Raw genomic sequence first — 26,253 nt, 5'->3', positions numbered from 1 at the left:
GCCTCCGTTCGCGTGGTTAAGAACCTATGGGGATCGCTGGGGCATGCGCAAACTATTTTTGGGACGAGTTCCCCTCAGTCCCCCGTCTCGCTCTCCCCAACCTCCTGACCTGCACATATGGCCAACACATCGGCTCCGTAGCGGTCGAGCTTCCGCTTGAGGAGACCTGGAATGCGGGCCAACTCATCTGGACTGCTCGGCTCCGCTTCGGCGATCGCCATCAGGGTCCGGTCCGTGAAGACGCAGAAGTCGGGCTGGCCGCTGCGCCGCGCCTGATCCGCTCGCCAGTCGCGCAGACGCGCGTACAGGCCTTCGTTCATGTCGGAGGGGCAGTTCTCGCAGCGCATCAGCTTCATCTCACCCGCGTCGATGAGAGTGCGCCCGCAGACCCGGCAGCGGGCCGGACTGCGCTGCTTCCGTCTCGGGGCGTCCTCGCGCCGGCTGGTGTACCCCCGCGTGTGCCCCCGCTCGACGCCGCCGGCACCGCCCCCGGCCGCCGCCCGGCCCGCGGCGCCCCCGGAACCGGGGCGCAGTCCGTCCAGGAAACGGCTGGGACGGCGATTGGGGCGGCCGCCGGGCGCACGGGTCAGCGCCCAGGAGACATGGAGGTGGCGCCGGGCCCGGGTGACACCCACGTACAGGAGGCGGCGCTCCTCCTCGACCTGCTCGTCGGTCTTGGCGTAGGAGATCGGCATCATGCCCTCGGCGACGCCGACCAGGAAGACGGCGTCCCACTCCAGGCCCTTCGCCGAGTGCAGGGAGGCGAGGGTGACGCCCTGGACAGTGGGGGCGTGCTGGGCGTTCGCCCGCTCGTCGAGCTCGGCGACCAGGTCGGCGAGGGTGGCGCCGGGTTTGGCCGCCGCGAAGTCCTGCGCGAGGTGGACGAGGGCGGCCAGCGACTCCCAGCGCTCTCGGACGGCACCGGAACCGGCGGGCGGCTGGGACGTCCAGCCCTCCCCCGACAGCACGGCACGCACCTGCGAGGGCAGGTCCACGACGTCGTCCAGGAGGGAGTCGTTGCCGCCGAAGCGGGCCGCGCCGCGCAGGGCGACACCCGCCTTGCGCACCTCGGGGCGGTCGAAGAACCTCTCGGCGCCGCGCAGCTGGTAGGGGATGCCCGCGTCGGCGAGGGCCTGCTCATAGGTCTCGGACTGGGAGTTCGTCCGGAACAGGACGGCGATCCCGGCGGCCGGGACACCGGCGTCCAGCAGGTCGCGGATGTGCCGGGCGGCGCCCTCCGCCTCGGCCGGTTCGTCGGTGTACTCGGTGTAGACGGGCTCGGGGCCGGGGTCGCGCTGGGAGACGAGTTCCAGCCGGTGGTCGGCGGCGCGGCCGCGGGCCTGGGAGAGCAGACCGTTGGCGAGGCGGACGACCTGGGGGGTGGAGCGGTAGTCGCGGACCAGCTTGACGACGGTGGCTCCGGGGTGGCGGGCGCGGAAGTCGAGCAGATGGTCCGGGGTGGCGCCGGTGAACGAGTAGATCGTCTGGCTGGCGTCCCCCACCACGCAGAGGCTGTCGCGGTCGCCGAGCCACAGCTCCAGCAGGCGCTGCTGGAGGGGGCTGACGTCCTGGTACTCGTCGACCACGAAGTGCTGGTACTGGGAACGCACCTGCTCAGCGATGTCCCGGCGGTCCTGGAGGACGGCGACCGTGAGCAGCAGGACGTCCTCGAAGTCGATGACGGCGCGGTCCCGCTTGAGGTCCTCGTAGACGGTGTAGAGCTGGGCGATCTCGGCGGGGTCGCGGGGGGCCTCACGACCGGCCTTCGCGGCGGCGAGCGCGTAGTCGGCGGGGACGGTCTGGGTGACCTTGGACCACTCGATCTCGGCGGTGACGTCCCGCAGCTCGTTGCGATCGAGGCGGATGCGGCAGGCGGCGGCCGCGTCGGCGACGAGCTGGACCTTGCGGTCGACGAGGCGCGGCATGGAGCCACCGACGGCTTTCGGCCAGAAGTACTGCAGCTGCCGCAGCGCGGCCGAGTGGAACGTACGGGCCTGGACCCCGGCGGCGCCGAGCTGGCGCAGCCGCCCGCGCATCTCCCCCGCGGCGCGGGCGGTGAAGGTGACGGCGAGGACGCTGGATGGCTGGAGGATGCCGGCGCGCACCCCGTAGGCGATGCGGTGGGTGATGGCCCGGGTCTTGCCGGTACCGGCTCCCGCGAGCACGCACACCGGACCGTGCAGGGCGGTCGCCACCTCGCGCTGCTCGGGGTCGAGCCCTTCGAGCACCGCGTCGGGAGAGTCCGGTACCTGCGGGAAGAGGGTGGAGTGCGTTGCTGCTGTCACACGTTCATGCTGCCAGGTCGCCGGAGACGGCCGCGCCGGTTGTCCACAGGCGGGCAGGGATAGTCGTACTTATGCGGCAGGCGTCACGTGCCCGGTATACCCCGGGTGGGAATGGAGCGCCGCTGCCGTACGTTCCCCCCACCGACGACCTGATCCCCGAGCCATCCGAGGAGCGCACGAGACATGCAGGGCACTGTGACGATGTACAGCACCACCTGGTGCGGCTACTGCCAGCGACTGAAGAAGCAGCTGGACCGCGAGGGCATCGCGTACACCGAGATCAACATCGAGCAGGACCCCGAGTCCGCCGCGTTCGTCGAGAAGGCCAATGGCGGAAACCAGACCGTGCCGACCGTGCTCTTCGCGGACGGTTCGACGCTGACGAACCCGTCGCTGGCCCAGGTGAAGCAGAAGATCAGCGTCTGAGCGGACGTCCGCTCCACAGTTGAGAAGAGGGTGGCTGCCCGTGATCGGGCCGCCACCCTCTTCGTCTGCGTCCGTGCGCTTCCCCGCAGGTCAGAAGCCGCGCGTCGGCAGCTGCTTGCCGTACCAGATCTCGATCAGACGGGCCGCGATCGAGATGCCGTAGGGCGGCAGGACCTCGCCCGACTCGAAGGCCGCGCGCAGGTCCTCGCGGGAGAACCAGCGGGCCTCGTGGATCTCGTCGCCGTCCACCTGGATGTCGTAGGAGGTGGCGCGGGCCATGAAGCCGAGCATGAGGCTGGACGGGAAGGGCCAGGGCTGGCTGGCCACGTACTCGACCTCGCCGACGGTGATGCCGGCCTCCTCGAAGACCTCGCGCCGCACGGCCTGCTCGATGGACTCCCCCGGCTCGACGAAGCCCGCGAGCGTGGAGAAGCGGCCCTCGGGCCAGTGCACCTGGCGCCCGAGGAGGATGCGGTCCTCCTCGTCGGTGACGGCCATGATCACGGCCGGGTCGGTGCGCGGGTAGTGCTCGGCGCCGCAGGCGGGGCAGCGGCGGATGTGCCCGGCCGCGGCGATGACGGTGCGCTCGCCGCAGCGGGAGCAGAAGCGGTGGGTGCGCTGCCAGTTCTCCAGGCCGACGGCGTGCACCATCAGGCCCGCGTCACGCGGTGACAGCAGCAGTCCGGCCTCGCGCAGGCCCGCCGGTCGCGCGGACTGGTCGATACGGCCGGGCAGGGCGTCCTTCTGCAGGGCGAAGTAGCTGACGCCGTCCTCGTCGATGCCGAGGAAGTACCGGTGGGCCTCGGTGACGGGTGCCTCGAACGAGGGGGTCATGACGAGTTCGGTACGCCCGTCCGGCGTCTCGTCGATCAGGACCTGACCGCCGGAGACCACGAAGCAGCGGGTCGTGGGGTGACTCCACGCCGCCGCCAGCCAGGCCTCGTCGAGCCGGTGGTGGGCGGCGCGGTCGATGCCGCTCGGGGCGGTGAGCGAGACGGGTCGGTCGGCGGTGTGGTCGGTCGAGGTGGTCACGGGTGCTTCCAACTCCCCCAGTGGAACGGTGTGCTTCGGCGGGTGGATCGGCGGGACGTGGGACGGGAGACGACCGGGGGCGGCAGCGCCCGGCGTTGTGCGGCGGCGTCTGCGGTGTGCCGCGCGCGCGAGGCCGCTCCGGGCGGGGGCGGTGTGTCAGGGCACATGACGCCAGTGCGCGGCGAGGTCGCCCCACAGATAGGCGATGGTCTCGACGCCCTTGAGGAGCAGGTCGAGCTCGACCTTCTCGTTCGGGGCGTGCCAGCCGTCGGAGGGGACGGAGATGCCGAGGAAGAGCACGGGTGCGCCGAGCACGTCCTGGAGGTCGGCGGCGGGCCCGGAGCCGCCCTCGCGCGTGAAGCGGACGGGGCTCTCGAAGGCGCGGCCCATGGCCCGGACGACGGACTGCAGGGCCGGGTGGTCGAGCGGCGTCAGGCACGGACGGGTGGCCCCGCTGAAGGTGATCTCGCAGCGGATCCCCGCGGGCACCTGCTCGGCGACCCACGCGCGGACGGCCTTCTCGATGTGGTCCGGGTCCTGCCCGGCGACCAGCCGGAAGGACAACTTCACCATGGCGGACGACGGGATGATCGTCTTGCTTCCGGGGCCCTGGTAGCCCCCGCCGATCCCGTTGACCTCGGCGGTGGGGCGGGCCCAGACGCGCTCCAGCGTGGTGTGGCCGCTCTCGCCGTGGACGGCGTGCGACCTGGCGGTGCGCAGCCACCGCGCCTCGTCGAAGGGCAGCTCGGCGAAGAGCTCGCGCTCGCGGTCGGTCAGCTCCACGACCCCGTCGTAGAAACCGGGGACCGCCACGCGCGCCTGGTCGTCGTGGAGGGCGGCGACCAGGCGGGCGACGGCGGTCGCCGGGTTCGGGACGGCGCCGCCGAACGAGCCGGAGTGGATGTCCTGGTCGGGGCCGTGCAGCCGGATCTCGCACTCGGCGAGGCCCCGCATGCCCGTGCACACGGTGGGGGTGTCCTCGGCCCACATGCCCGTGTCGGAGACGATCACCGCGTCGGCGGCGAGCCGGTCGGCGCGCTCCTCGACCAGGGCGCGGAAGTGCGGGGAGCCGGACTCCTCCTCGCCCTCGATCAGCAGCTTGAGGTTGACGGCCGGGGCGGTGCGGCCGGTCGTCGCGAGGTGGGCCCGGACGCCGAGTGTGTGGAAGAACACCTGGCCCTTGTCGTCGGCCGCCCCGCGCGCGTACAGCCGTCCGTCGCGGACGACGGGCTCGAAGGGGTCGCTGTCCCAGCCGTCCTCGCGGGCGGCGGGCTGCACGTCGTGGTGGCCGTAGACGAGGACCGTGGGCGCCTCGGGGTCGCCGCAGGGCCAGTGCGCGAAGACGGCGGGTGCGCCGGGCGTGGGCCAGACCTCGACCGTGGGGAAGCCGGTCTCCACGAGCTTGGCCGCGAGCCAGTCGGCGCTGCGGCGCACGTCGGGCGCGTGGGCGGGCTGAGCCGAGACGGACGGGATGCGCAGCCACTCCGCGAGATCGTCGAGGAAGGCGGTGCTGTGCTGTTCGATGTACGTACGGACAGCGTCGTCCGGGGTCTGGCTCATACTCCCGAGCCTATCGGCCCGCGGGGGCATCCTGATTGGGCGGTTCCTCACACTCCGTCTCCCCGGCGGGCTCGCCGGTGAGCAGGCGTTCCAGCGCCGAGCGGTCCGGCAGGTGGTCCGGGCGTACGACCTCGCCGCTGCGGACGTACAGGAAGACGGCGTCCACCGACTCCAGGGGGACGCCCTGCTGCTCGGCCCAGGCGAGCCGGTACAGGGCGAGCTGGAGGGGGTCGGCGGTGCGGGCGCGGTTGGTCTTCCAGTCGACGATCTCGTACGTCGCCCCGTCGCCGTCTCCGTCGCGGTACACGGCGTCGATGCGGCCGCGGACGACCCGGCCGGCGATCGCGAGCTGGAACGGGGCCTCCACCCGGTACGGCGTGCGGTGCGCGTACTCCGTGCGCTCGAAGGCGTCCTTGAGGGCCTCCAGGTCGCGTTCGTCGGCGATCTCCGCCTCGCTGCCGGGCAGCTCGTCGGGTTCCAGCATCGGCAGCGTCAACTCTTCGAAGCGGGCTTCCACCCATGCGTGGAACCGGGTGCCTCGGCGTGCGGCGGGTTGCGGGGGGCGCGGCATGGGGCGCGCGAGTTCCTGCGCGAACCCGTCCGGATCGGCGGCCAGCCGCATCAGCTGGGACGCGGTCAGGGACGCGGGCAACGGTACGTCCGTGACGCTCGCGCGGGCGCGCAGCAGCTCGCCGGTCAGGGCGTCGAGGTCACGGTCCCAGGAGGCGAGGGCGCGGGCCTCTTCCGGTGTGAGGTGTTCGCCGTCCGCCGTGCGGGGGCGCGGCCGCGCCGCCTGGTGCGGGATGGCCGGGCGCCCGGTGGTCCGGGGCTGCTCCGGGTCGCTAGGGCGCCCGTGTCCGGCGGTCGCGTCGGGGGCGCTCTCATGCTGGATGGCGCTCTCGTACGGGGTGTCGTCGTAGGCGATGTCCTCGAAAGGAGCGTCGTCGAGCGGGGCGTCGTCGAGGGGAACATCGTCGAGGGGAGCGTCGTCCCACAGGTCGGCTGCGCCGGGGTCGTCGTCCGGGTGGGCGTACGCGTCGGCGAACGCGGGGTCGTCGTCCTCGTCCGGCGGGGGCGGCCAGTCGGGGTCGTCGTAGGTGTCGGGATCGTGCGTCGCGACGGGGTCGTCCTGGGACGCCAGCTGCTCCAGGTGGGCCAGGACCGTCTCGGCGGCCGCGCGGCGCCGGGCCAGGGCGGTCTCGTCCAGGGGCAGGGGCCAGGCGTGCTCGGCGCCCTCCCGGAGCAGGGCCGGGTTCTCCGCGCCCTCGGCCGGCTCGTCGGCCCACACCTCGATCTCCCCGTGCCCGGCCGCGCAGTGGTCGTGGAGGGCCAGCAGGAAGTCGGAGGGTCCGCGGGGCTTCTTCTGGCTGGGACCCCACCAGTGGCCGGAGCCGAGAAGCAGCGAGCGGGGGCGCGTGAAGGTGACGTAGCCGAGGCGCAGCTCCTCGGTGTGCTGGTGCTCCTTCATGGCCTCGTGGAAGGCCTTCAGGCCCCGGGAGTCCCAGGAGGTGACGTCGGGGAGCGTGTCGGCGTCGCCGCGCAGTTCGTGCGGAAGCACCTTGCCCTGCGCGGTCCACTTCTCGCGGCCCTGGGAGCTGGGGAAGGTGCCGGTGACCAGGCCGGGGACGGCCACGACGTCCCACTCCAGGCCCTTGGACTTGTGCGCGGTGAGCACCTTGACGGTGTTGTCGCCGCCAGGCAGGGCGTTGTCGAGGCCCTTCTCGTACTGGGCTGCGGTGCGCAGGAAGGCCAGGAAGGCGAGCAGGGAGGCCTCGCGGTCGCCGGCGGCGAAGGACGCGGCGATGTCGAGGAAGTTGGACAGGGTCTCGCGGCGGCGGGCGGCGAGCGCGTGCGGGGAGGCCGACAGCTCGACCTCCAGGCCGGTGACGGCGAGGACGCGGTGCAGGACGTCCATGAGCGGGTCGGACAGGGAGCGGCGCAGGTCGCGCAGCTCGGCGGCGAGACGGGCGAAGCGCACGCGCGCGTCGGGCGAGAAGGGCAGCCCGTCGTCGTCCCCGGCGCCGTCCAGCGGCGTCTCCAGGAACGTGTCGAGGGCGTCCGCGAGGGAGATCACCTCGGCCGGGTCGATGCCCTCGACGGCCTCGGCGAGACGGCGGTCGGGGTCGTCGTCGCCCTCCACGCGCGCGTGGGAGACCAGCAGGCGGGCGCGCCGGCCCAGCAGGGCGAGGTCGCGCGGGCCGATGCGCCAGCGCGGGCCGGTGAGCAGGCGGACCAGGGAGGCGTTGGCGCCGGGGTCCTGGAGGACCTCGCAGACGGCTACCAGGTCGGCGATCTCGGGCAGGTGGAGCAGGCCGGACAGGCCGACCACCTCGACGGGGACGTCCCGGGCGACGAGCGCCGCCTGGATCTCCGCGAAGTCGGTCGCCGTACGGCACAGGACGGCGATCTCGCCGGGCGCCTTGCCGGTGTTCACCAGGTGGGCGACGGAGTCGGCGATCCAGTCGATCTCCTCGGCGTGGGTGGCCAGGAGGGCGCAGCGCACGATGCCGTCACGCTCGGCTCCGGGGGCGGGGCTCAGGGCCTCCACACCCGCGTGCAGGGCGCGCAGGGGCTCCGCGAGGCCGTTGGCGAGGTCGAGGAGGCGGCCGCCGCTGCGGCGGTTCTCGCTGAGAGCCTGGCGGGCGGCGGGGCGGCCCTCGGCATGGGCGAAGTGCTCGGGGAAGTCGTCCAGGTTGGCGACGGAGGCGCCGCGCCAGCCGTAGATCGCCTGGCAGGGGTCGCCCACGGCGGTCACCGGGTGGCCGGTGCCGTCGCCGAACAGGCCGGCGAGGAGGACGCGCTGGGCGACGGAGGTGTCCTGGTACTCGTCGAGGAGGACCACCCGGAATTCGTCGCGCAGGAGCCGGCCCACCTCGGGGATCCGCGCCAGACGCGCCGACAGGGCGATCTGGTCGCCGAAGTCGAGCAGGTCCCGTTCGCGTTTGGCGGCGCGGTAGCGGACGACGAGGTCGGCGAGCTCGCGGCGCGCGGCGGCGGCCTCGGGGACCTTGCGCAGGTCGGCGTTGCTGAGCTTGGTGCCCTGGAGGGTGAGCAGCAACTGGGCGTCGTGGGCGCGCAGCGCCTCGGGGCGCACGAGGTGCTCGGAGAGTTCGGCGTCGAGGGCGAGCAGGTCGCTGACGAGGTCGGCGAAGGAGCGGGTGAGGGCCGGGTAGGGGCCGGGAGCCTCGCGCAGCACCCGCGCGGCGAGCTGGTAGCGGGTGGCGTCCGCGAGCAGCCGGGAGGTCGGTTCGAGACCGATGCGCAGCCCGTGGTCGGTCAGCAGGCGGCCCGCGAACGCGTGGTACGTGGAGATCACCGGTTCGCCCGGGGGCCGGTCCGGGTCGATGGCGTCGGGGTCGGTGACCCCGGCCCGGGCGAGGGCCTTGCGGACGCGTTCGGCGAGCTCGCCCGCGGCCTTGTTGGTGAAGGTCAGGCCGAGGACCTGCTCCGGCGCGACCTGGCCGGTGCCGACCAGCCACACCACGCGGGCCGCCATGACCGTCGTCTTGCCCGATCCGGCGCCGGCCACGATCACCTGCGGGGCGGGCGGTGCGGTGATGCAGGCCGTCTGCTCCGGGGTGAACGGGATGCCGAGGAGCTCTTTGAGCTGCTCGGGGTCGGTGATACGGGCGGGCACCTGAGGAAGGCTAGCGGCGGCCACTGACAGCGCGTGCCGGATCGACCCGCCGGGACGGAAGAAGCGCAGGTCGGAGCCGGGTGGTGCGATCCGTCACGCCGGTCACCGGACCGCGTGCCGTCCCTCGGGGCGGTCACCGGACCCCGCGTGCCGCCCCTCCCGGGGGCGCGGTCACTCGACCACGTGCCGGCCCTCCGGGCGCGCGCTGCACGACGCCCGGAACGCGCAGTGAGTGCAGTGCTGGCCCGCTGTGGGCGTGAACCGCTCGTCGAGGACCTTGCCGGCCGCCGTAGCCAGCAGGTCGCCGACCCACTCCCCCTCCGGGCCGTCCAGCGGCTGCTGCGCCTGCACCTTGGGCAGCGTGTCGCCGCCGTCCCGCTGGGGGGCGCCCTGACGCAGCTGGACGAGTTCGGCGCCGCCCGGCTCGGGCCGTACGCCGTCGAAGGCCTCGTCGACGGCGCCCTCGCGCACGGCGAGCTGGTAGACGGCGAGCTGGGGGTGGCGGGCCATCTCGGCGGCGCTGGGGGCCTGCTTGCCGGTCTTGAAGTCCACGACGTAGGCGCGTCCGTCGGCGTCGGCCTCGACGCGGTCCATCTGGCCGCGGATGCGCACCTCGAAGTCGCCCGCCCCCAGCGTCACGTCGAAGTCGTGTTCGCTGGCGACCGGGGCGCGGCCCGCCCGGTCCATCACATGCCAGCGGAGGAAGCGTTCGAGCGCCACGCGCGCGTTGGCCTTCTCCTGCTCGGACTTCCACGGGGCGTCGAAGGCGAGGGCGTTCCAGACGGAGTCGAGCCGTTCCATGAGGACCGCGAGATCGGCCGGTGTGTGCCCGGAGGCGACCTCGTCGGCGAGGACGTGGACCACGTTGCCGAAGCCCTGGGCGACGGTCGCGGGCGCGTCGGCCTTCACCTCGCGCCCGAGGAACCACTGCAGGGAGCAGGTGTTGGCCAGCTGGTCCAGCGCGCTGCCGGACAGCACCACGGGCTGGTCGCGGTCGCGCAGCGGCACCTTCGACTCGGTGGGTTCGAACATGCCCCACCAGCGGTAGGGGTGGGCGGCGGGCACCAGCGGACGGCCGTCGTCGTCGGCGAGCGCGGCCAGCCGGGCCAGCCGGAGCGCCGCGGCCCGGCGCAGGGTGTCCGACGCGCGCGGGTCGACCGTCGTGGCCCGGAGTTCGGCGACGAGGGCGGCCACGGACAGCGGGCGGCGGGGGCGGCCGGTCACGTCGACGGGTTCCACGCCGAGTTCGGTCAGGAACCGGGACGGCTGGTCGCCGTCGTCTGCGGGGGCCTTCACGGCTGTGACGACGAGCCGTTCACGCGCGCGTGTGGCGGCCACGTAGAACAGCCTGCGCTCCTCGGCGAGCAGCGCGCCGGGGGTGAGCGGTTCGGCGAGCCCGTCGCGGCCGATGCGGTCGGCCTCCAGGAGGGAGCCGCGGCGGCGCAGGTCGGGCCACAGGCCCTCCTGGACCCCGGCGACGACGACCAGGCGCCACTCCAGTCCCTTGGAGCGGTGCGCGGTCATCAGGCGCACCGCGTCCGGGCGTACGGCCCGGCGGGTGAGGGTGTCGGCGGCGATGTCCTCGGCGTCGAGCTCCTCCAGGAAGTTCAGGGCGCCCCGGCCGCCGGTGCGCTCCTCAGCGCGCGCCGCCGTCGCGAACAGGGCGCATACGGCGTCCAGGTCGCGGTCGGCGTTGCGGCCGGCGGCGCCGCCTCGGCGGGCGGCGCGTTCCAGGCGGGTGGGCCAGGGGGTGCCCTCCCACAGGTCCCACAGCGCCTCCTCGGCCGTACCGCCGCCCGCGAGGCGCTCGCGTGCCTTGCGGAGCAGTGCGCCGAGGCGCTGGGCGCCCCGCGCGTACGTGGGGTCGTGCACGGCCAGCCGCTCGGGCTCGGCCAGCGCGCGGGCGAGCAGATCGTCGGAGGGCGGCGGCAGCGGGTTGCCCGCGGCCCGCTCCTCGTCCCGCAGGGCCCGCCCGAGGCGGCGCAGGTCGGCGGCGTCCATGCCGGCCAGCGGGGAGGCGAGCAGGGTCAGGGCGGTCTCGGTGTCGAGCCAGCAGAGGGCGGACTCGGTTCCGCCGGGGTCGTCCCCCTCGGAAGAACCGGACCCGGCCGGCCCGGTCACCGCCGGCCCTTCGTCCGTGCGTCCCTGCCCCGCCACCGCCGTGGCCACCGCGCGCAGTGCCGTCAGCAGGGGTGCGACGGAGGGCTCGTGGCGCAGGGGCAGGTCGTCGCCGTCGATGTCCAGGGGCACCCCGGCGGCCGTGAGGGCACGGCGGACGGTCGGGATGGTGCGGGAGCCGGCGCGCACCAGGACGGCCATGTCGCTCCAGGGGACGCCGTCCTCCAGATGGGCCCGGCGCAGGATGTCCGCGACGTTGTCCAGCTCGGTGCCGGCCGTCGGGTACGTGTGGACCTCGACCCGGCCGCCCTCGTGGACCGCGGTGAGCTCGCGGTGGGCGCGGACCTTGTCGGCCGGGAGCCGGGTGAGCGGCATGCGCCGGGTCAGCAGCCGGGTCGCGGCGAGGAGCGCGGTGCCCGAGCGGCGGGAGGTGCGCAGGACCTCGACGGGGGCGGGACGGCCGTCCGCGCGCGCGAAGGTGTGCGGGAACTCCAGGATGCCGTTCACGTCGGCGCCCCGGAACGTGTAGATCGACTGGTCGGGGTCGCCGAATGCCACGAGGGTGCGGCCGCCGCCGGCGAGGGCGCGCAGCAGCCGCACCTGGGCCGGGTCGGTGTCCTGGTACTCGTCGACGTACACGGCGTCGTACCGCGCGGCGAGCGCCTCGGCCGCGCCGGGCCGCCGGGCGAGCAGGACCGCGCGGTGGACCAGCTCGGCGTAGTCGAGGACGCCCTGGAGGTCGAGGACGTCCAGGTACTCGGCGAGGAAGGAGGCGGCGGCCCGCCAGTCGGGGCGGCCGATGCGGCGGGCGAAGTCGTCGAGGGCGCCGGGGCCGAGGCCCAGTTCGCGGCTGCGGGCGAGGACCGCGCGGACCTCGTCGGCGAAGCCGCGGGTGGTCAGGCAGGCGCGCAGCTCGTCCGGCCAGCGCACATGGGCGAGCCCGAGCCGCTCCAGCTCGGGCTGGCCGGCGAGCAGCTCGCGGACGGTCACGTCCTGCTCCGGGCCGGAGAGCAGCCGCAGGGGCTCGACGAACAGGTCGTGGTCCTGGTGGGCGCGGACCAGGGCGTAGCAGAACGAGTGGAAGGTGGTCGCCTGGGGCGCGCGGGCGGCGCCGATGCGCAGGGCCATGCGGTCGCGCAGTTCCACGGCGGCCTTGCGGCTGAACGTCAGCACGAGGATGCGCTCGGGGTCGCCGCCGCGCGCGATGCGGGCCGCCACCGACTCGACGAGCGTGGTGGTCTTGCCGGTGCCCGGGCCCGCGAGGACGAGCATCGGGCCGGTGGTGTGGTCAACCACCGAGCGCTGAGCGGCGTCAAGACGAGGGGGAGCCGCCTGCGCCGGAGGGGTACGCACCAACCGGTAAGCGCCACGGGCCCCCTGTCGCACCGGGGTGTGCGACAGGCGCCTGGTGGAGGAAGAGGAGCTCACGTGGTTCGCCGGTCCTGGTGGGTGTGCAAGGGGTCGTGGCCGGCGCGCTGCGCCGTGGCCGGAAGACGGTGGTCGGGGCCGCGGGCGGCCGCCTTCCGCGCGGGGAGGGCGGTGACCGCGGGGTGAGGGGGACACGCGCAGCCGACGCTACGCCGGGGAACAGCACGGAAGCAGGGCTTCCGCTTCATCCCTCGGGTCACTCCTGGCACCTGCGCCCCTCGCCTCACGAACGTACGTCATGCCTCGGACGTGCCCTCCTGCCCCGGGACGCGTCACGCGTCACACGGCGGGCCCGCCGATGGCGGAAGCTGTCAGGTGTGACCCTGTGCGCGTCCACCGCCGTCCCAGCGCGCCCGTCTCATGTCGAGGCGCGGCAGGTGGCCCTCGGCGGCCCTGCTCGCCTCCTTCAGCGGCGTGCCCTCGGCGCGGTAGTGCTCCAGCGCCCGCAGCTCGTGACCGGGCAGCAGGACGCCGTCCGAGCGGACCACCCGCCACCACGGGACGGCGCCCCCGTAGAGGGCCATCACACGGCCCACCTGGCGGGGCCCGCCCTCCTCCAGCCACTCCGCCACGTCCCCGTACGTCATGACACGCCCCGGCGGGATCAGCTCGGCGACCTCCAGGACCCGCTCGGCGTACTCCGGCAGCGCGTCCGCGTGCTGCGGACGGGCAGCGTCCGGAAGGCTCTCCTCGCTCATCCGCCCCATCCTGCACCACGCCACCGACAACGCGACGCGCCCGCCACCATGCGTAGCCCTCGCCCCGGGGCGACGCTTCGGGCAGACTGTGCGCCCCCGCGTTTGCACCCTGATGCCCCTGTGTGTCGGTGCGGCATGCCACCATCGTGCGGGCGGTGACCGGTGATACGAGATCAAGAAGAGACGATGAAGCAGCAGGGCGTGCACCCGGAGGACGCGGAGAGCACGTCCGGCGCTTCGTCGCGCCCTGACACCGAGCGCCCGGGCGACAAGGACCCCGAGGGGACCGCCACCGACGAGGAGCAGCAGGTCAGCGAGGGCTCCGATGCGGGCCGCGCGGCCGGCGAGGGGACGGCCCAGGACGCCGAGGAGGCGCATACCGACGAGGTGGAGGGCGACGAACCGCTGCTCCCCGCGCGCGTGCACCGCCCCTCCGACCTCGTCCGGGTCCTGGCGGGCCTCCTGGGGATCGTGCTGCTGCTCGCGATCGCCGCGTTTGCGCACGGCACCACCTCGGGTCTCGAACAGGACATCAACAAGGGCACCGGGCAGGCGCCCGACGTGTTCAGCAAGCTCGCGGGGCTGGTCTCCAGCATCGCCATCCTGCTGGTCCCGGTGGCCTTCGCGATCGAACGGCTGATCAAACGGGACGGGCTGCGCATCGCCGACGGCGTCCTGGCGGCCGTCCTCGCGCACGGGGTGACACTCGCCACAGACCTGTGGGTCGCGCGGGCCGCCCCGGACTCCATCCGGGACGCGCTCACCCAGCCCTCCCCCGGTGACGTCGGCTCGCTCACCGACCCGGTGCACGGCTACCTCGCGCCGGTCATCGCGTACATGACGGCCGTGGGCATGTCCCGCAGACCCCGCTGGCGCGCGGTCCTGTGGGCGGTCCTGGTCCTGTACGCCTTCTCGATGCTGGTCACCGGCTACACCACACCGTTCTCGATCCTGCTGACGCTGCTGATCGGCTGGGCCGTGGCCTACGGCACGCTCTACGCGGTCGGATCGCCCAACGTCCGCCCGACCGGCCGGACGCTGATGGCGGGCCTGCGGCATGTCGGATTCCGTCCGGTGAGCGCGGCCCGCGAGGAGGTCGCCGACACCCAGGAGACCGCCACCGACCGCGGCCGGCGCTACTTCGTCACCCTGGAGGACGGGCCGCCGCTGGACGTCACGGTGGTCGACCGGGAGCAGCAGGCGCAGGGCTTCTTCTACCGCGCGTGGCGCAACCTCACGCTGCGCGGCTTCGCCACCCGCAGCAGCCTGCAGTCGCTGCGGCAGGCCCTGGAACAGGAGGCCCTGCTCGCCTACGCGGCCATCGCGGCCGGGGCCAACGCGCCCAAGCTGATCGCCACGTCCGAGCTCGGCCCGGACGCCGTGATGCTGGTCTACGAGCACACCGGCGGCCGCACCCTGGACTCGCTCGCGGAGGACGAGATCACCGACGGACTGCTGCGCGACACCTGGCTGCAGGTCAAGGCATTGCAGTCCCGCCGTATCGCGCACCGCAGGCTGGTCGGTGACGCCATCGTGGTGGATGGTTCCGGCAAGGTGATCATCACCGACCTCCGGATCGGCGAGATCGCGGCGAACAGCCTGCTGCTGCGCATGGACATCTCCCAGCTGCTGGTCACCCTCGGGCTGCGCATCGGCGCCGAGCGTGCCGTGGCCTCGGCGGTCGGCGTGCTCGGCCCGGACGCCGTGGCCGACTGCCTGCCGATGCTCCAGCCCATCGCGCTGAGCCGCTCCACGCGCGCGACGCTGCGCCGGCTCGCCCGGGAACGCGCGCAGCGCGAGCGCGACGCGGTCCTGGAGGCGTCCCGGCTGTCCAAGCAGGCTCGCAGCGAGGAGGCCGCCGCCGAGACCGGGGCCCGGTCCGACAAGCCGGACAAGCTGGACAAGAAGACCGTGCGGGCCGAGGCGCGGGCCGAGAAGCGGGCGCTGGACGAGGCCCTGGACGACGCCCGCGAGGAGGACCTGCTCACGCTGATCCGGCACGAGGTGCTGCGCATCAGGCCGCAGGCACCGGTCGAGCCGGCCCGGCTGGAGCGGGTGCGCCCGCGCACCCTGATCAGCTTCATCGCGGGCGCCATCGGCGCGTACTTCCTGCTCACCCAGCTCACGCACATCGAGTTCGGCCCGCTCATCGCGAACGCCCAGTGGGGCTGGGTGGCCGCGGCCGTGCTGTTCTCCGCCGCCAGCTACTTCGCGGCAGCGATGGCCCTGTTGGGCTTCGTGCCCGAGCGGGTGCCGTTCCGGCGGACGGTGGAGGCGCAGGTCGCCGGGTCGTTCGTGAAGATCGTCGCACCGGCCGCAGTCGGCGGTGTCGCGCTGAACACCCGCTTCCTGCAGCGCGCGGGAGTGCGGCCGGGGCTCGCGGTGGCGAGCGTGGGCGCGTCCCAGTTGTTCGGGCTCGGCTGCCACATCCTGATGCTGCTGTCCTTCGGCTATCTCACCGGAACCGAGAAGACGCCCTCGCTGTCGCCGTCCCGCACGGTCATCGCGGGTCTGCTGACGGTGGCGGTGCTGGTGCTCGTCGTGACGTCGGTGCCGTTCCTGCGGAAGTTCGTCGTCACGCGCGTGAGGTCGCTGTTCGCGGGCGTCGTGCCCCGCATGCTCGACGTGCTCCAGCGGCCGCAGAAGCTGGTCACCGGCATCGGCGGCATGCTGCTGCTGACCGCCTGCTTCGTGATGTGCCTGGACGCCTCGATCAGGGCGTTCGGCAGCGAGGGCACCTCGCTGAGCATCGCCAGCGTGGCCGTCGTCTTCCTCGCGGGCAACGCGCTCGGCTCGGCCGCTCCGACCCCGGGCGGCGTGGGCGCCGTGGAGGCCACCCTCACGGTCGGTCTGATCGCCGTCGGCCTGCCCAGCGAGGTCGCCGCGCCCGCGGTGCTGCTGTTCCGTCTGCTGACCCTGTGGCTGCCGGTGCTGCCCGGCTGGCTCGCCTTCAACCATCTGACCCGCAAGGGCGCCCTGTAGGGCCGAGCCCGGCACGGCGCACCGGGCGCCGTACGGCGGAGAGGCACCGGCCGAGCGTGGCGCCGCCGTACCTCGTACGGCCCGTGGCCCGGGCGCCGCGCCCCGCACGACCGCAGGATGGGAGCATGCCGAACCCGCCCCGGCTGCGCGCCGCAACCCTGACCGCCGCCGCCCTGCTGCTGGCCTCCGCGCTGGCGGCCTGCGGGGACGACGACTCCGGGGACCGTGACCTGACGGCGCAGAAGCTGACGTGGCGGGACTGCCCGGCGCCGTCGAAGGCCGAAGGGGGCGAGGGCAGCCCCTCGCCGCTCCCGGACGGCGGCACCTGGCAGTGCGCCAAGATGAAGGCGCCCCGCGACTGGGACGACCCCAAGGGCGACACCATCGACATCGAGCTGATCCGGGTGAGGACCACCGGTGCCGCGAACCGCCGCATCGGCTCCCTGATCTTCAACTTCGGCGGGCCGGGCGGCTCGGGAGTCACCACGCTCCCGGCCTTCGGCGCGTCGTACGAGACCCTGCGCACCCGCTACGACCTGGTGAGCTTCGACCCTCGCGGGGTCGGCCGCAGCGCGCCCGTGTGGTGCGAGGACGACCAGCAGCTCGACGCCTACTTCCAGCAGGACGTGACACCGGACGACGCGGCCGAGCGCAGGGAGCTCGTGGACAGCACCAAGGACTTCAACAACGCCTGCGAGAAGAACTCCGGCAGGATGCTCCCGCATGTGCGCACCATCGAGGCGGCCCGCGACATGGACCTGATGCGCCAGGTCCTGGGCGACGACAAGCTCCACTACTTCGGCATCTCGTACGGCACGGAACTGGGCGGCGTCTACGCCCACCTGTTCCCGAAGAACGTCGGACGGGCGGTGTTCGACGCGGTGGTCGATCCGACCCAGACCCCCGAGCAGCAATCGCTCGCCCAGGCCAAGGGCTTCCAGCTGGCCCTCGACAACTTCGCCGAGGACTGCACCTCCCAGGCCGAGGACTGCCCGGTCGGCGACAACCCCGAGGACGTCAAGAACCGCGTCGCCGCACTGCTGAAGGACCTCGACCGCAAGCCGATCAAGGGCATCTTCCCGCGCGAACTCACCCAGAGCGCCGCCACCAACGGCATCCTGCAGGCGCTGTACTCGAAGGACTTCTGGCCCTACCTCACGGAGGGCCTGGAGCAGGCGTACGACGGGGACGGCAGCACCCTGATGATGCTCTCCGACTCGCTGATCGGACGCAGCGAGAACGGCGAGTACAACAACAGCACCGCCGCCAACGTCGCGATCAACTGCGCCGACGACAAGCCCCGTTACACCCCCGCGTTCGTGAAGGACCGGCTGCCGGAGTTCCGGACGGCGTCCGAGCTCTTCGGCGACTCCCTCGCCTGGTCGATGCTCAGCTGCACCGACTGGGCCGTGCCCGGCGCCGCGAACCACCCCGACGTCAGCGCGCCCGGCTCGGCGCCGATCCTCGTCGTGGGCAACACCGGCGACCCGGCCACCCCCTACGAGGGGGCCCGGAAGATGGCGCGGGCGCTGGGCGGCGGCGTGGGGGTCGAGATGACCTACAGGGGGCAGGGGCACGGGGCGTACGAGAGCGAGAACAAGTGCGTACGGGACGCGGTGAACGGCTATCTGCTGGACGGGAAGGTGCCTCCGGCCGGGACGGTCTGCTCCTGAGACCCCACAACCACCGAATACCCGCAGGTCAGAGAGTTATCCACAGGGTCCGACGGGCTTTCCGTGATCCGCCTAGTATGGCCGGACCGCCCTCCGCTGCACGGTGCGGAGGGCCCGCGAGGGGGGACACGGCATGGCACGGTTCGTACGGTGGACGGCTCTGACGGCTGCCGCCGCGCTGCTCGCGACCGGGTGCAGCGGAGGCTCGTCGGACGACCCGAAGTCCGACGGGGACACGGGTGGCACCAGTGCCTCGGCGCCGGCCGCGAGTTCCGGGACCGCGCTGCCCTCCTCCCTGACCTCGCAGAATCCGGACTGGGGGCGCTGCCGGGCCACCGCGGGCTCACCCGCGCCGGGCGGCGAGTGGCAGTGCGCGACGGTCAAAGCGCCGCTGGACTGGAAGAAGCCCGAGGGCAGGACGATCGACCTCGCGCTGATCCGCGCCAAGGCCACCGGGGACGACCGCATCGGCTCCCTGCTGTTCAACTTCGGCGGCCCCGGCGGCTCGGGCCTGGCCACCCTGCCCTGGTACTCGGCGGGCGCGTCCGAGCTGCGCGAGCGCTACGACCTGGTGAGCTGGGATCCGCGCGGGGTGGGGGCCAGCGAGGGCGTGCGCTGCCGCCGCGACCGGGAGATCCAGGCGTCCGAGGCCGTCGACCTGACGCCGGACACGCCGGCGGAGGAGACCGCGTACTTCCGTGACGCCGCCGACTTCGGCAAGGGCTGCCAAAGGGCCGGAGGCGCCCTGATAACGCACGTGTCGACCACCGACACCGCGCGCGACATGGACCTGATGCGCCAGGTGCTCGGGGACCGGAAGACCCACTACTTCGGCATCTCGTACGGCACCGAACTGGGCGGCGTCTACGCCCACCTGTTCCCGAAGAACGTCGGCCGGATCGTCCTGGACGCGGTGGTCGACCCGAGCGCCGACGCGGCGGGCCACGCCGAGAACCAGGCCCTGGGCTTCCAGCGCGCGCTGAACAACTACCTGGAATCCACGGGCCGGGGCGCGGAGGCGGGCACCCGCGAGGTGGTCGACCTGCTGAAGCGGATCGACGCGAAGCCGCTGCCGACGTCGTCGAGCCGCGAGCTCACCGAGTCGCTCGCGCTCACGGGGATCGTCAGGCCGCTGTACAACAAGGCGAGCTGGCCGACCCTGACCAGCGCACTCCAAGCGGCCCGACAGGGCGACGGCACCGAGCTCTTGGCCCTCGCCGACGAGTACAACGACCGTGAGGCGTCAGGGAAGTACGGCACGGGAAGCCACTCGCAGCGGGTCATATCGTGCCTGGACGACAAGCAGCGGCCGACGGCCGAGGACGCGAAGAAGCTGCTGCCGCGCTTCGAGAAGGTCTCGCCCGTGTTCGGTCCGATGCTGGGCTGGGACACGGCCGGCTGGTGCCACGACTGGCCGGTGTCCGGCCAGTACGACACCCCGGAGGTGAGCGCGCCGGGCTCCGCCCCGATCCTGCTCGTCGGCAACACCGGCGACCCGGCGACTCCCTACGAGGGCACGCGGCGGATGGCCGACGAACTCGGCACGGGCGTGGGGGTGGTGCTCACCTGGAGGGGCGAGGGCCACTCCGCGTACGGCAAGGGCAGCGGCTGCGTGGACTCGACGGTCAACGCGTACCTGCTGAAGGGCACCGTCCCGAAGGACGGCAAGGTCTGCTCCTGACGGCTCGTGCAAGACCTTCACGGGACGACAACCCGCTGCGGTCATGAAAGCCGGGCAGAAGCGGCGCGGACGTGGACGGCACTCGGCCACTTGGTGCGGAGCTTCGACGTGGGGTGGGCCGGCGAACGAACTGATGCAGCGGCACTCACCTGGGCCAACGCTCCGCATGGTCCGGGCCGGGCCGTCTCCGGGCTGGGCGAGGCCACCCGACACCGACCGACAACGACAGAAGCCCACAGCACCTGAACTGGTCAGAGCCGTGGGCTTCGTCAGCCTCGCTGGTGGGCGAGGCCGGTGATCAGTAGACCGGCTTGTCGGGTTCGATCTGGTTGACCCAGCCGATGACGCCGCCGCCGACGTGGACCGCGTCGGAGAAGCCCGCGGCCTTCAGGACGGCGAGGACCTCCGCGCTGCGGACGCCCGTCTTGCAGTGCAGGACGATCTTCTTGTCCTGCGGGAGGGTCTCCAGGGCGGTGCCCATGAGGAACTCGTTCTTCGGGATCAGACGGGCACCGGGGATCGAGACGATCTCGTACTCGTTGACCTCGCGGACATCGATGATGTCGATGTTCTCGCCGTCGTCGATCCACTCCTTGAGCTGCTTGGGAGTGATCGTCGAGCCGGCCGCCGCCTCCTGGGCCTCCTCGGAGACGACGCCGCAGAAGGCCTCGTAGTCGATGAGCTCGGTGACGGTCGGGTTCTCGCCGCAGACCGCGCAGTTGGGGTCCTTGCGGACCTTGACCTGGCGGTACTGCATCTCCAGGGCGTCGTAGATCATGAGGCGGCCGACCAGCGGCTCGCCGATGCCCGCGAGGAGCTTGATGGCCTCGTTGACCTGGATGGAGCCGATGGACGCGCAGAGCACGCCCAGCACGCCGCCCTCGGCGCAGGAGGGGACCATGCCCGGCGGCGGGGGCTCCGGGTAGAGGCAGCGGTAGCACGGGCCGTGCTCGGACCAGAACACGGAGGCCTGGCCGTCGAAGCGGTAGATCGAGCCCCACACGTACGGCTTGTTCAGCAGCACGCAGGCGTCGTTGACCAGGTAGCGCGTCGCGAAGTTGTCCGTGCCGTCGACGATCAGGTCGTACTGGCTGAAGATGTCCATCACGTTGTCGGCCTCGAGCCGCTCCTCGTGAAGGACCACGTTCACGTACGGGTTGATGCCCTGGACGCTGTCGCGTGCGGACTCGGCCTTGGAGCGGCCGATGTCAGCCTGGCTGTGGATGATCTGGCGCTGGAGGTTCGACTCGTCGACCTCGTCGAACTCCACGATGCCGAGCGTGCCGACGCCCGCCGCGGCCAGGTACATCAGCGCAGGCGAGCCCAGGCCGCCGGCGCCCACACAGAGCACCTTGGCGTTCTTCAGCCGCTTCTGCCCGTCCATCCCGACATCGGGGATGATCAGGTGGCGGGAGTACCTGCGGACCTCGTCTACGGTGAGCTCGGGGGCGGGCTCGACCAGGGGTGGCAGCGACACGGGGACTCCGTTGGTCGGTCGATCACTACATTTGTATTCCCCGTAACAGTGCCACGGCCTTTTTCATTCCGAGACACCTGTTCCGATCCGCGAGACGATGTCGTCCCAGTAGCCGGGCATGGTCTCCCAGGGGTCGATGCGCCCGCCGCGGTCGGTGCGGTCGGTGAACCAGACGGTCGCGGCGCCCTGCCAGCGCGCGATGCGCAGCGCCTCCTCCAGGTGGCCGCGCGGCACGCCGTGGACCAAGTGGCAGAAGCGGCCGGGCGGATAGTCCGCCGTCCACTCCGCCACCTGCGACCAGCGGTACTCGGACCAGGGCCCGGAGAACGTGACGAGCTGGTCACCGCACTCGGCGTACCCCGGGTGGGGGTGGGTGCCGTGACCGAGGACGATGTGGGCCTTGTCACGCAGCGCGCGCAGCGTGCCGACCGCGCGGCGGGTCTCGGGCAGGTCGGCCCGTTCGACGGGGCAGCGGTCCAGGTAGAAACCGTCGACCCGGTACCAGTCGACGTACCGCTGGGCCTCGGACATCAGGTCGTCCAGGCTCCGGCCGCCGCCGCCTCGGGACGGGCCCCGGCCCGGTGCGCCTGAGCGCGGTGCGCCGGGGCGGGCGGTGTCGAAGCGGTTCGTGTCGAAGCGCGTGGTGCTGAAGCGGGTCGTGTCCAGACGGGCGGCGTCCAGGTGGCCGAGGATGCGGACGCCCGCGTTGCGGAGGCGGCCGGCCGCCTCCAGGCAGTGGGGGTCGGGCTGCGTGCCGGGGCCGTCGGCGACGTTGAGGACGGCCCAGTGCACGGGGGCGCCGGGGCGGGTCAGTTCCGCCCACTCGGCGGGTGCGAGCAGGGGGTGGGCCAGGCCCGGGATGCCTAACCCCGGGCGCAGGTCCGTGCTCGCGGTCGTCGCGGGGGTGCCGGTCAGATACGGCATGCCGCCTCCATCCAGATGTCGCCCAGGGACTCCTCGAGGCTGATGCGGGGGCGCCATCCGAGCCGGTCGCGGGCGGTGCGCACATCGGCCTGCTGCCAGCTGCCGCAGCCGTCCGGGTAGGCCACGGGCGCGGCGTTGTGGCCGGTGTGGCCGGTGTGGGCGCCGTGCGCCGTGTGGTCGGAGTCGCCCCGGGGGTGGCCGACCGTGGCGCGCAGCGGGCCGGGCGGGCCGTCGAGTTCGTGCAGGGCGCCGCCGTACCCGGCCACCCGGGCGAGGACGGCGGCCGCGTCGCGCAGGCGGACGGCGCGTCCGGAGCCGATGTTGATGACGCCCTGCGCCGCCGAGAGGGAGGCGGCGTGGACGGCACGGGCGACGTCGCGGACGTCGACGAAGTCGCGCTGGGCCCCGAGGCCGGTGAGCTTCAGCTCGCCGTCGCCCGACTGCATGGCCCGCCGCATGGCCTCGGCGAGGCGGCCGAGCGGGGAGCCGGCCGGGGTACCGGGGCCCGCGGGCGAGAAGACCCGCAGCACGACGGCGTCCAGACCGGACCCGAGGACGAGTTCGGTGGCGGCGAGCTTGCTGACGCCGTACGGGCCGCCGGGACGGGGCACGGCGTCCTCGGCCGTGGAGGAGCCGGGCTGGCTCGGGCCGTACTCGGCACCGCAGCCGATCTGTACGAGACGGGCGCCGCAGCCGCTGCGCCGCAGGGCCTCGCAGACGGTGGCGACGGCGACGGTGTTGTGCCGGGTGAGTTCACGGGCGCCGCCGCGGGTGGCGCCGGCGCAGTTGATGACGACGCCGGGGTGGACCGCGTCGAGGAAGCGGGTGAGGGCTCCGGGGCTGCCGGACGCGAGGTCGAACCGGACGTCCGCGTCGTCGCCGCGGCCCAGCGCGGTGAGCTGGACGGCGGGGTCGGCGAGGAGACGGTCGGCGACGAAGCGGCCGAGATAGCCGTTGGCTCCGATCAGCAGGACTCTCATCGCGCGGCTCCCGGGGCCGAGGGGAGGTCGGGTCGGGAGGTGGTCATGGGAGGTCTCTCCTTCGTCGGGGTGGCTCCGGCGGTTCGGGCCGGGGGCTACGGGTGGGGGGAGAAGCGGGGGGTGGTGGCCGGGGCGAGGGCGTGGAGGCGCGTCCGCGCGGCCGGGGCGAGGGGGCGGGGGTGCGGCTGTGCGCCCCGGGCCACACCTGCACCTGGTCGCCACCTCACCACCGCTCCTCCCCCGCCGTGTGGGCCGACGCCCGGGTGAGGGTGCGGCTCGCGTGGCACAGCAGGGCCAGGGCGGCGGCGCCGCAGGCGAGGGCCGGGACGGCGGCGGGGCCCCAGGTGTCGGCGAGCGCCCGGGTGGGGGTCGCCAGCCACGCGCACCCCGGGAGGCGGGCCGCGAAGACACAGGCGAGGGCCGTCGCCTCGACCGCGGCGGTGGCGGTCAGGACGAGTGCCGGAGCGTGGGTGAAGCCGTGGACGGTGAGGAGGCGGGCCAGGAAGAGGAGGGCGCCCAGCGTGAGGGTCTGCGGGTGGGCGGCCGGCTCGTCCAGGGCCGCGGCGGTCGCGGCGGTGAGGGCCGCGAGGGCACCGACGTAGGCGGCGAACGCGGCGAGCAGCAGGGGGCGTACGGAGGTGGCGAAATCGGTCAGGGCCCGGCTGGAGGACAGCGTGCGGCGGGCCCGTACGGCGAGGAGGTGCGCGCACCAGGCGGCGGGGGCGCAGGAGAGCGCGAGGGCCAGGAGGGGTGCGGTGGTCAGGGGCCAGGGGCCGTCGGTGCCGCCGCTGGGCAGGGCGTCGGGTCCCCCGCTCAGGGCCGCGCGCAGAAGGCCGTCGCCGAGGAGGGCGTAGCCGAGGAGCCAGCCCGCCCAGGTCGCCGTCGGGCGGGTGGGGTGCGTGGTCGACAACGGACCTCTGGCCAGGGCGGCGCGCAGCGCGAGGAGCACGGTGAGCGCTCCCACGGCGGCCGCGACGAGGCGGGTCTGGCCGTGGGTGAGGCGCACCGCGGCCAGGGTGGCCGTGCCGAGCGCGCCGGGGAGAAGGGTGAGGAGCACCCAGTCGGCCCGTACGCGCGGCGGTGTGACGGGCGCGGGGTCGCCGGGCGCGTCGCCGTCGCGGGGCACGCGCGCGTACATCTCCTCGGCCAGCGAGAACACGTCCCGGTGCCGGAAGCGGGCGGCGGTGCGGTCGGTGATGCCGTGGACCTCGAGGCCGGCGGCGATCTCCAGGGGGTCCACCGCGCGGGCGCACAGGTCGTGGTGATGGTGCATCAGGGCCTTCACCGGGTCCACGCCCGCGCGGGGCGGGCGGGGCCGGTCGAGTGGGTCGGCGAGGGCCTGGTCCTCCCGACCGTCGGCGTCGGCCGTGAGCCACTCCTCGGCACGTTCGTCCCAGACCTCCGGGCTGCCGGGCGCGGCCATGGGGTGGTCGGTCCCTCCTGCGGCGGTCATCGCGCCTCCTCCCTGACCAGGGCCGGGCGAGCCGGCGTCCCGCCGATCCGCACGCCCCTCATCGCGCCCCCTCCGGCGTGGGAACCCCCGGAGTCCGGGCGGACGGCGTCGTGCCCGGCCCGGTGTGCAGGCGGTTGGTCCAGTGCCCGGGGACGTGGGCCTCGGCGGGCACGCCGAACGGCAGCGGGGCGCCCGCGTCGTCGAGGACCACGCGCCGGACCGGCGTACCGGCGACGACGTCGAGGTAAATGCCGTGAAATGCCGCCACGTTCTGCTCGACCGTGAAGAGTTCGAGTGCTCGCGCGCGCGCCGCCGCGCCGAGGCGTTCACGGCGCTCGGGGTCGCGCAGCAGCGCCACGCATGCCTCCGCGAGCGCCCGCGGGTTGCGCGGCGGTACGACGAGACCGGTGCCGCCGATGACCTCGACCACCGCGCCGACGTCGGTGGACACCGTGGCGCGCCCGCAGAGCATGGCCTCGACCAGGCCGACGGGGAAGCCCTCGACGACGCTGGACAGGACGGTCACCGCGCCGGAGGCGTACGCGTCGGCGAGGGACGGGAGCAGCGGCCCGCCGATCTCCTCGAAGGAGACCGGGTTGTCCCCGACGGTGTGCGGGCCGTCGGCCTCGTCGGGGAAGAGCTGCGCGGCCAGCGCCCTGCAGTGGCCGAGGTAGGCCTCCCCCTCGGGTCCCGCCGGGGCGCCGACGATCCTCAGGCGGGTCTTCGGCTCCTCCTTGCGGACCTCGGCGAAGGCGTGCAGCAGGGAGACGAGGTCCTTGGCGGGTTCGACACGGCCGACCCAGACCAGCGTGTCGGGGTCCGCGCACGACGACGCCTCGCCGACCTCCGCGAAACGGGAGGCGTCCATGCCGGGGTAGACGGTGCGGAGCTTGGACCGGTCGGCGCCGCAGCGCTCCTGCCAGCGGCGGGCGTGGGCGTTGCCCGGGGTGATGACGGCCGCCCGGTGGTACGCCTCGGCGGCGAGGGCGCCGTGGAAGCCGGCGAGGAGGGCGCGCACGGCGGGCGGGGCGCCGGTGCCGGCGAGGTAGTGCGTGCGCAGCCGGACGCCGTACTCGGTCAGCAGCAGCGGTGCGTCGCAGAAGTGCCGGGCGAGCAGGCCGGTCAGGGCCGCGGTGCCGCCGGAGGTGGCGTGGATCAGGTCGGCCGCGCCGAGCCCGTCGTCCTCGTACCAGACGAACGAGAGGGGGCGCAGGGCGCGTTCGAGGTGGGCGGCGACGGCGAGGAGGTCGGGGACGCGCGCCTCGCGCACCGCGCGCATCGCGTCCCGCGCGCGGCAGGCACGCTCGAGGGTGCGGACGGCGATCTCGGAACGTAACGCCCCGACCAGTCCGCCTTCGTCGCGGGCGAGTTCGGCGAGCCCGTACAGCGCGTTGCCGAAACGGTCCGCCTGGAGGGCCGACGGGGTCTCGGAGGCGCCGTCGGCACCTCGGTCGCCGCCCGCGCAGAGCACGGCCGCCAACGCGCCGTAGTGCTCGGCGAAACGCCGGCGGGCGCGGCGGCCGTGGACGACCCCGTCGTCCTCGGCGGTCCACAGCGACGCCGTGCGCACCCGGCTGACCTGCGGGGGCAGCGGGACCCAGCCCTCGTCCTCCTGGCGCTCGCTGCGGCTGAGCGCGTAGATGTCGAACTCGTGCTGCCCGAGCCCGCGCACGAGCCGGTCGCACCAGAGCCTGGCGTCACCGCTCACATACGGATAGCCACCCTCCGCAATCAGTCCGATGCGCACGAGTACACCCCCGATCTCCCTTGAGGGGAGCCGCCGTCCTGCGGCGGCTCACAGCGGGAAGAACGTATGCGCACAAGGCGGTGGCGCGATGGACGGTTGTCCATCGCGCCACCAAAAGGGGTGAACGGTCGTAACTTTCTCGTGCGGGTCGC

15 protein-coding genes are annotated in these 26,253 nt (G+C 73.6%); 4 read left to right on the top strand and 11 right to left on the bottom strand.

The annotated features are described in order from the left end of the window. Positions 1-74: 74 nt before the first annotated feature. A complete protein-coding gene (locus tag ACFRAC_RS09980; protein WP_382923007.1) occupies positions 75-2,285 on the bottom strand; it encodes an ATP-dependent DNA helicase UvrD2 in 2,211 nt (736 codons plus the stop codon). A gap of 183 nt (positions 2,286-2,468) precedes the next feature. Here ACFRAC_RS09980 and ACFRAC_RS09975 point away from each other — a divergent pair, with 183 nt between their 5' ends. Continuing rightward, positions 2,469-2,711: a mycoredoxin gene (locus ACFRAC_RS09975; RefSeq protein WP_234765507.1), complete on the top strand. Its 243-nt coding sequence runs from the start codon at positions 2,469-2,471 to the stop codon at positions 2,709-2,711. A 90-nt stretch (positions 2,712-2,801) separates the two neighbouring features. Here the strand turns inward: ACFRAC_RS09975 and nudC are convergent, their stop codons facing one another. The 5 genes from nudC to ACFRAC_RS09950 all read right to left on the bottom strand — a co-directional run bounded on the left by nudC (position 2,802) and on the right by ACFRAC_RS09950 (position 13,184). Then, the gene (nudC, locus tag ACFRAC_RS09970; RefSeq protein ID WP_382923005.1) at positions 2,802-3,743 is read right to left on the bottom strand and encodes an NAD(+) diphosphatase; all 942 of its coding nucleotides are present in this window, start codon (positions 3,741-3,743) and stop codon (positions 2,802-2,804) included. 156 nt (positions 3,744-3,899) lie between these two features. Continuing rightward, positions 3,900-5,303, bottom strand: a complete 1,404-nt coding sequence (locus ACFRAC_RS09965) for a dipeptidase (RefSeq protein ID WP_382923003.1) — start codon at positions 5,301-5,303, stop codon at positions 3,900-3,902. A 10-nt stretch (positions 5,304-5,313) separates the two neighbouring features. Next, the gene (locus ACFRAC_RS09960) at positions 5,314-8,940 is read right to left on the bottom strand and encodes a UvrD-helicase domain-containing protein (RefSeq protein WP_382923001.1); all 3,627 of its coding nucleotides are present in this window, start codon (positions 8,938-8,940) and stop codon (positions 5,314-5,316) included. A gap of 171 nt (positions 8,941-9,111) precedes the next feature. Continuing rightward, entirely contained in the window at positions 9,112-12,486 is a 3,375-nt protein-coding gene (locus ACFRAC_RS09955; protein WP_382922999.1) for an ATP-dependent helicase, read from the bottom strand. 311 nt (positions 12,487-12,797) lie between these two features. After that, positions 12,798-13,184 (bottom strand): MGMT family protein, encoded by a 387-nt coding sequence (locus ACFRAC_RS09950; RefSeq protein WP_382922997.1) that lies wholly within the window; start codon positions 13,182-13,184, stop codon positions 12,798-12,800. A 186-nt stretch (positions 13,185-13,370) separates the two neighbouring features. On the opposite strand from ACFRAC_RS09950, the gene ACFRAC_RS09945 reads away from it, so the two are divergent. The 3 genes from ACFRAC_RS09945 to ACFRAC_RS09935 all read left to right on the top strand — a co-directional run bounded on the left by ACFRAC_RS09945 (position 13,371) and on the right by ACFRAC_RS09935 (position 19,520). Beyond that, the gene (locus tag ACFRAC_RS09945) at positions 13,371-16,166 is read left to right on the top strand and encodes a lysylphosphatidylglycerol synthase domain-containing protein (RefSeq protein WP_382922995.1); all 2,796 of its coding nucleotides are present in this window, start codon (positions 13,371-13,373) and stop codon (positions 16,164-16,166) included. 125 nt (positions 16,167-16,291) lie between these two features. Then, the gene (locus tag ACFRAC_RS09940) at positions 16,292-17,839 is read left to right on the top strand and encodes an alpha/beta hydrolase (protein ID WP_382922993.1); all 1,548 of its coding nucleotides are present in this window, start codon (positions 16,292-16,294) and stop codon (positions 17,837-17,839) included. 133 nt (positions 17,840-17,972) lie between these two features. Beyond that, positions 17,973-19,520, top strand: coding sequence for an alpha/beta hydrolase (locus tag ACFRAC_RS09935; RefSeq protein WP_382922991.1), 1,548 nt, complete (start codon positions 17,973-17,975; stop codon positions 19,518-19,520). Between the two features lie 298 nt (positions 19,521-19,818). On the opposite strand, the gene moeZ is transcribed toward ACFRAC_RS09935, so the two are convergent. From moeZ to ACFRAC_RS09910, 5 genes are all read right to left on the bottom strand, one after another. Further along, positions 19,819-20,997, bottom strand: coding sequence for an adenylyltransferase/sulfurtransferase MoeZ (gene moeZ / locus ACFRAC_RS09930; RefSeq protein ID WP_382922989.1), 1,179 nt, complete (start codon positions 20,995-20,997; stop codon positions 19,819-19,821). A gap of 63 nt (positions 20,998-21,060) precedes the next feature. Continuing rightward, positions 21,061-21,921, bottom strand: a complete 861-nt coding sequence (locus tag ACFRAC_RS09925) for a phage tail protein (RefSeq protein ID WP_382922987.1) — start codon at positions 21,919-21,921, stop codon at positions 21,061-21,063. After that, on the bottom strand, positions 21,909-22,901 hold the full coding sequence (locus ACFRAC_RS09920; RefSeq protein WP_382922985.1) for an NAD-dependent epimerase/dehydratase family protein: 993 nt from the start codon (positions 22,899-22,901) through the stop codon (positions 21,909-21,911). Before ACFRAC_RS09920 ends, ACFRAC_RS09925 begins: the two co-directional genes overlap by 13 nt. 223 nt (positions 22,902-23,124) lie before the next feature. After that, positions 23,125-24,354 (bottom strand): hypothetical protein, encoded by a 1,230-nt coding sequence (locus ACFRAC_RS09915; RefSeq protein WP_382922983.1) that lies wholly within the window; start codon positions 24,352-24,354, stop codon positions 23,125-23,127. 58 nt (positions 24,355-24,412) lie between these two features. Continuing rightward, entirely contained in the window at positions 24,413-26,101 is a 1,689-nt protein-coding gene (locus ACFRAC_RS09910) for a DUF3492 domain-containing protein (RefSeq protein WP_382922981.1), read from the bottom strand. Positions 26,102-26,253: the final 152 nt, after the last annotated feature.

Origin of the sequence: Streptomyces sp. NPDC056628, assembly GCF_042792555.1 — a bacterium.
Lineage (GTDB): Bacteria > Actinomycetota > Actinomycetes > Streptomycetales > Streptomycetaceae > Streptomyces.
Note: the sequence above shows the minus strand (reverse complement) of the source record. Positions and strands in the feature narration are given on the sequence as shown.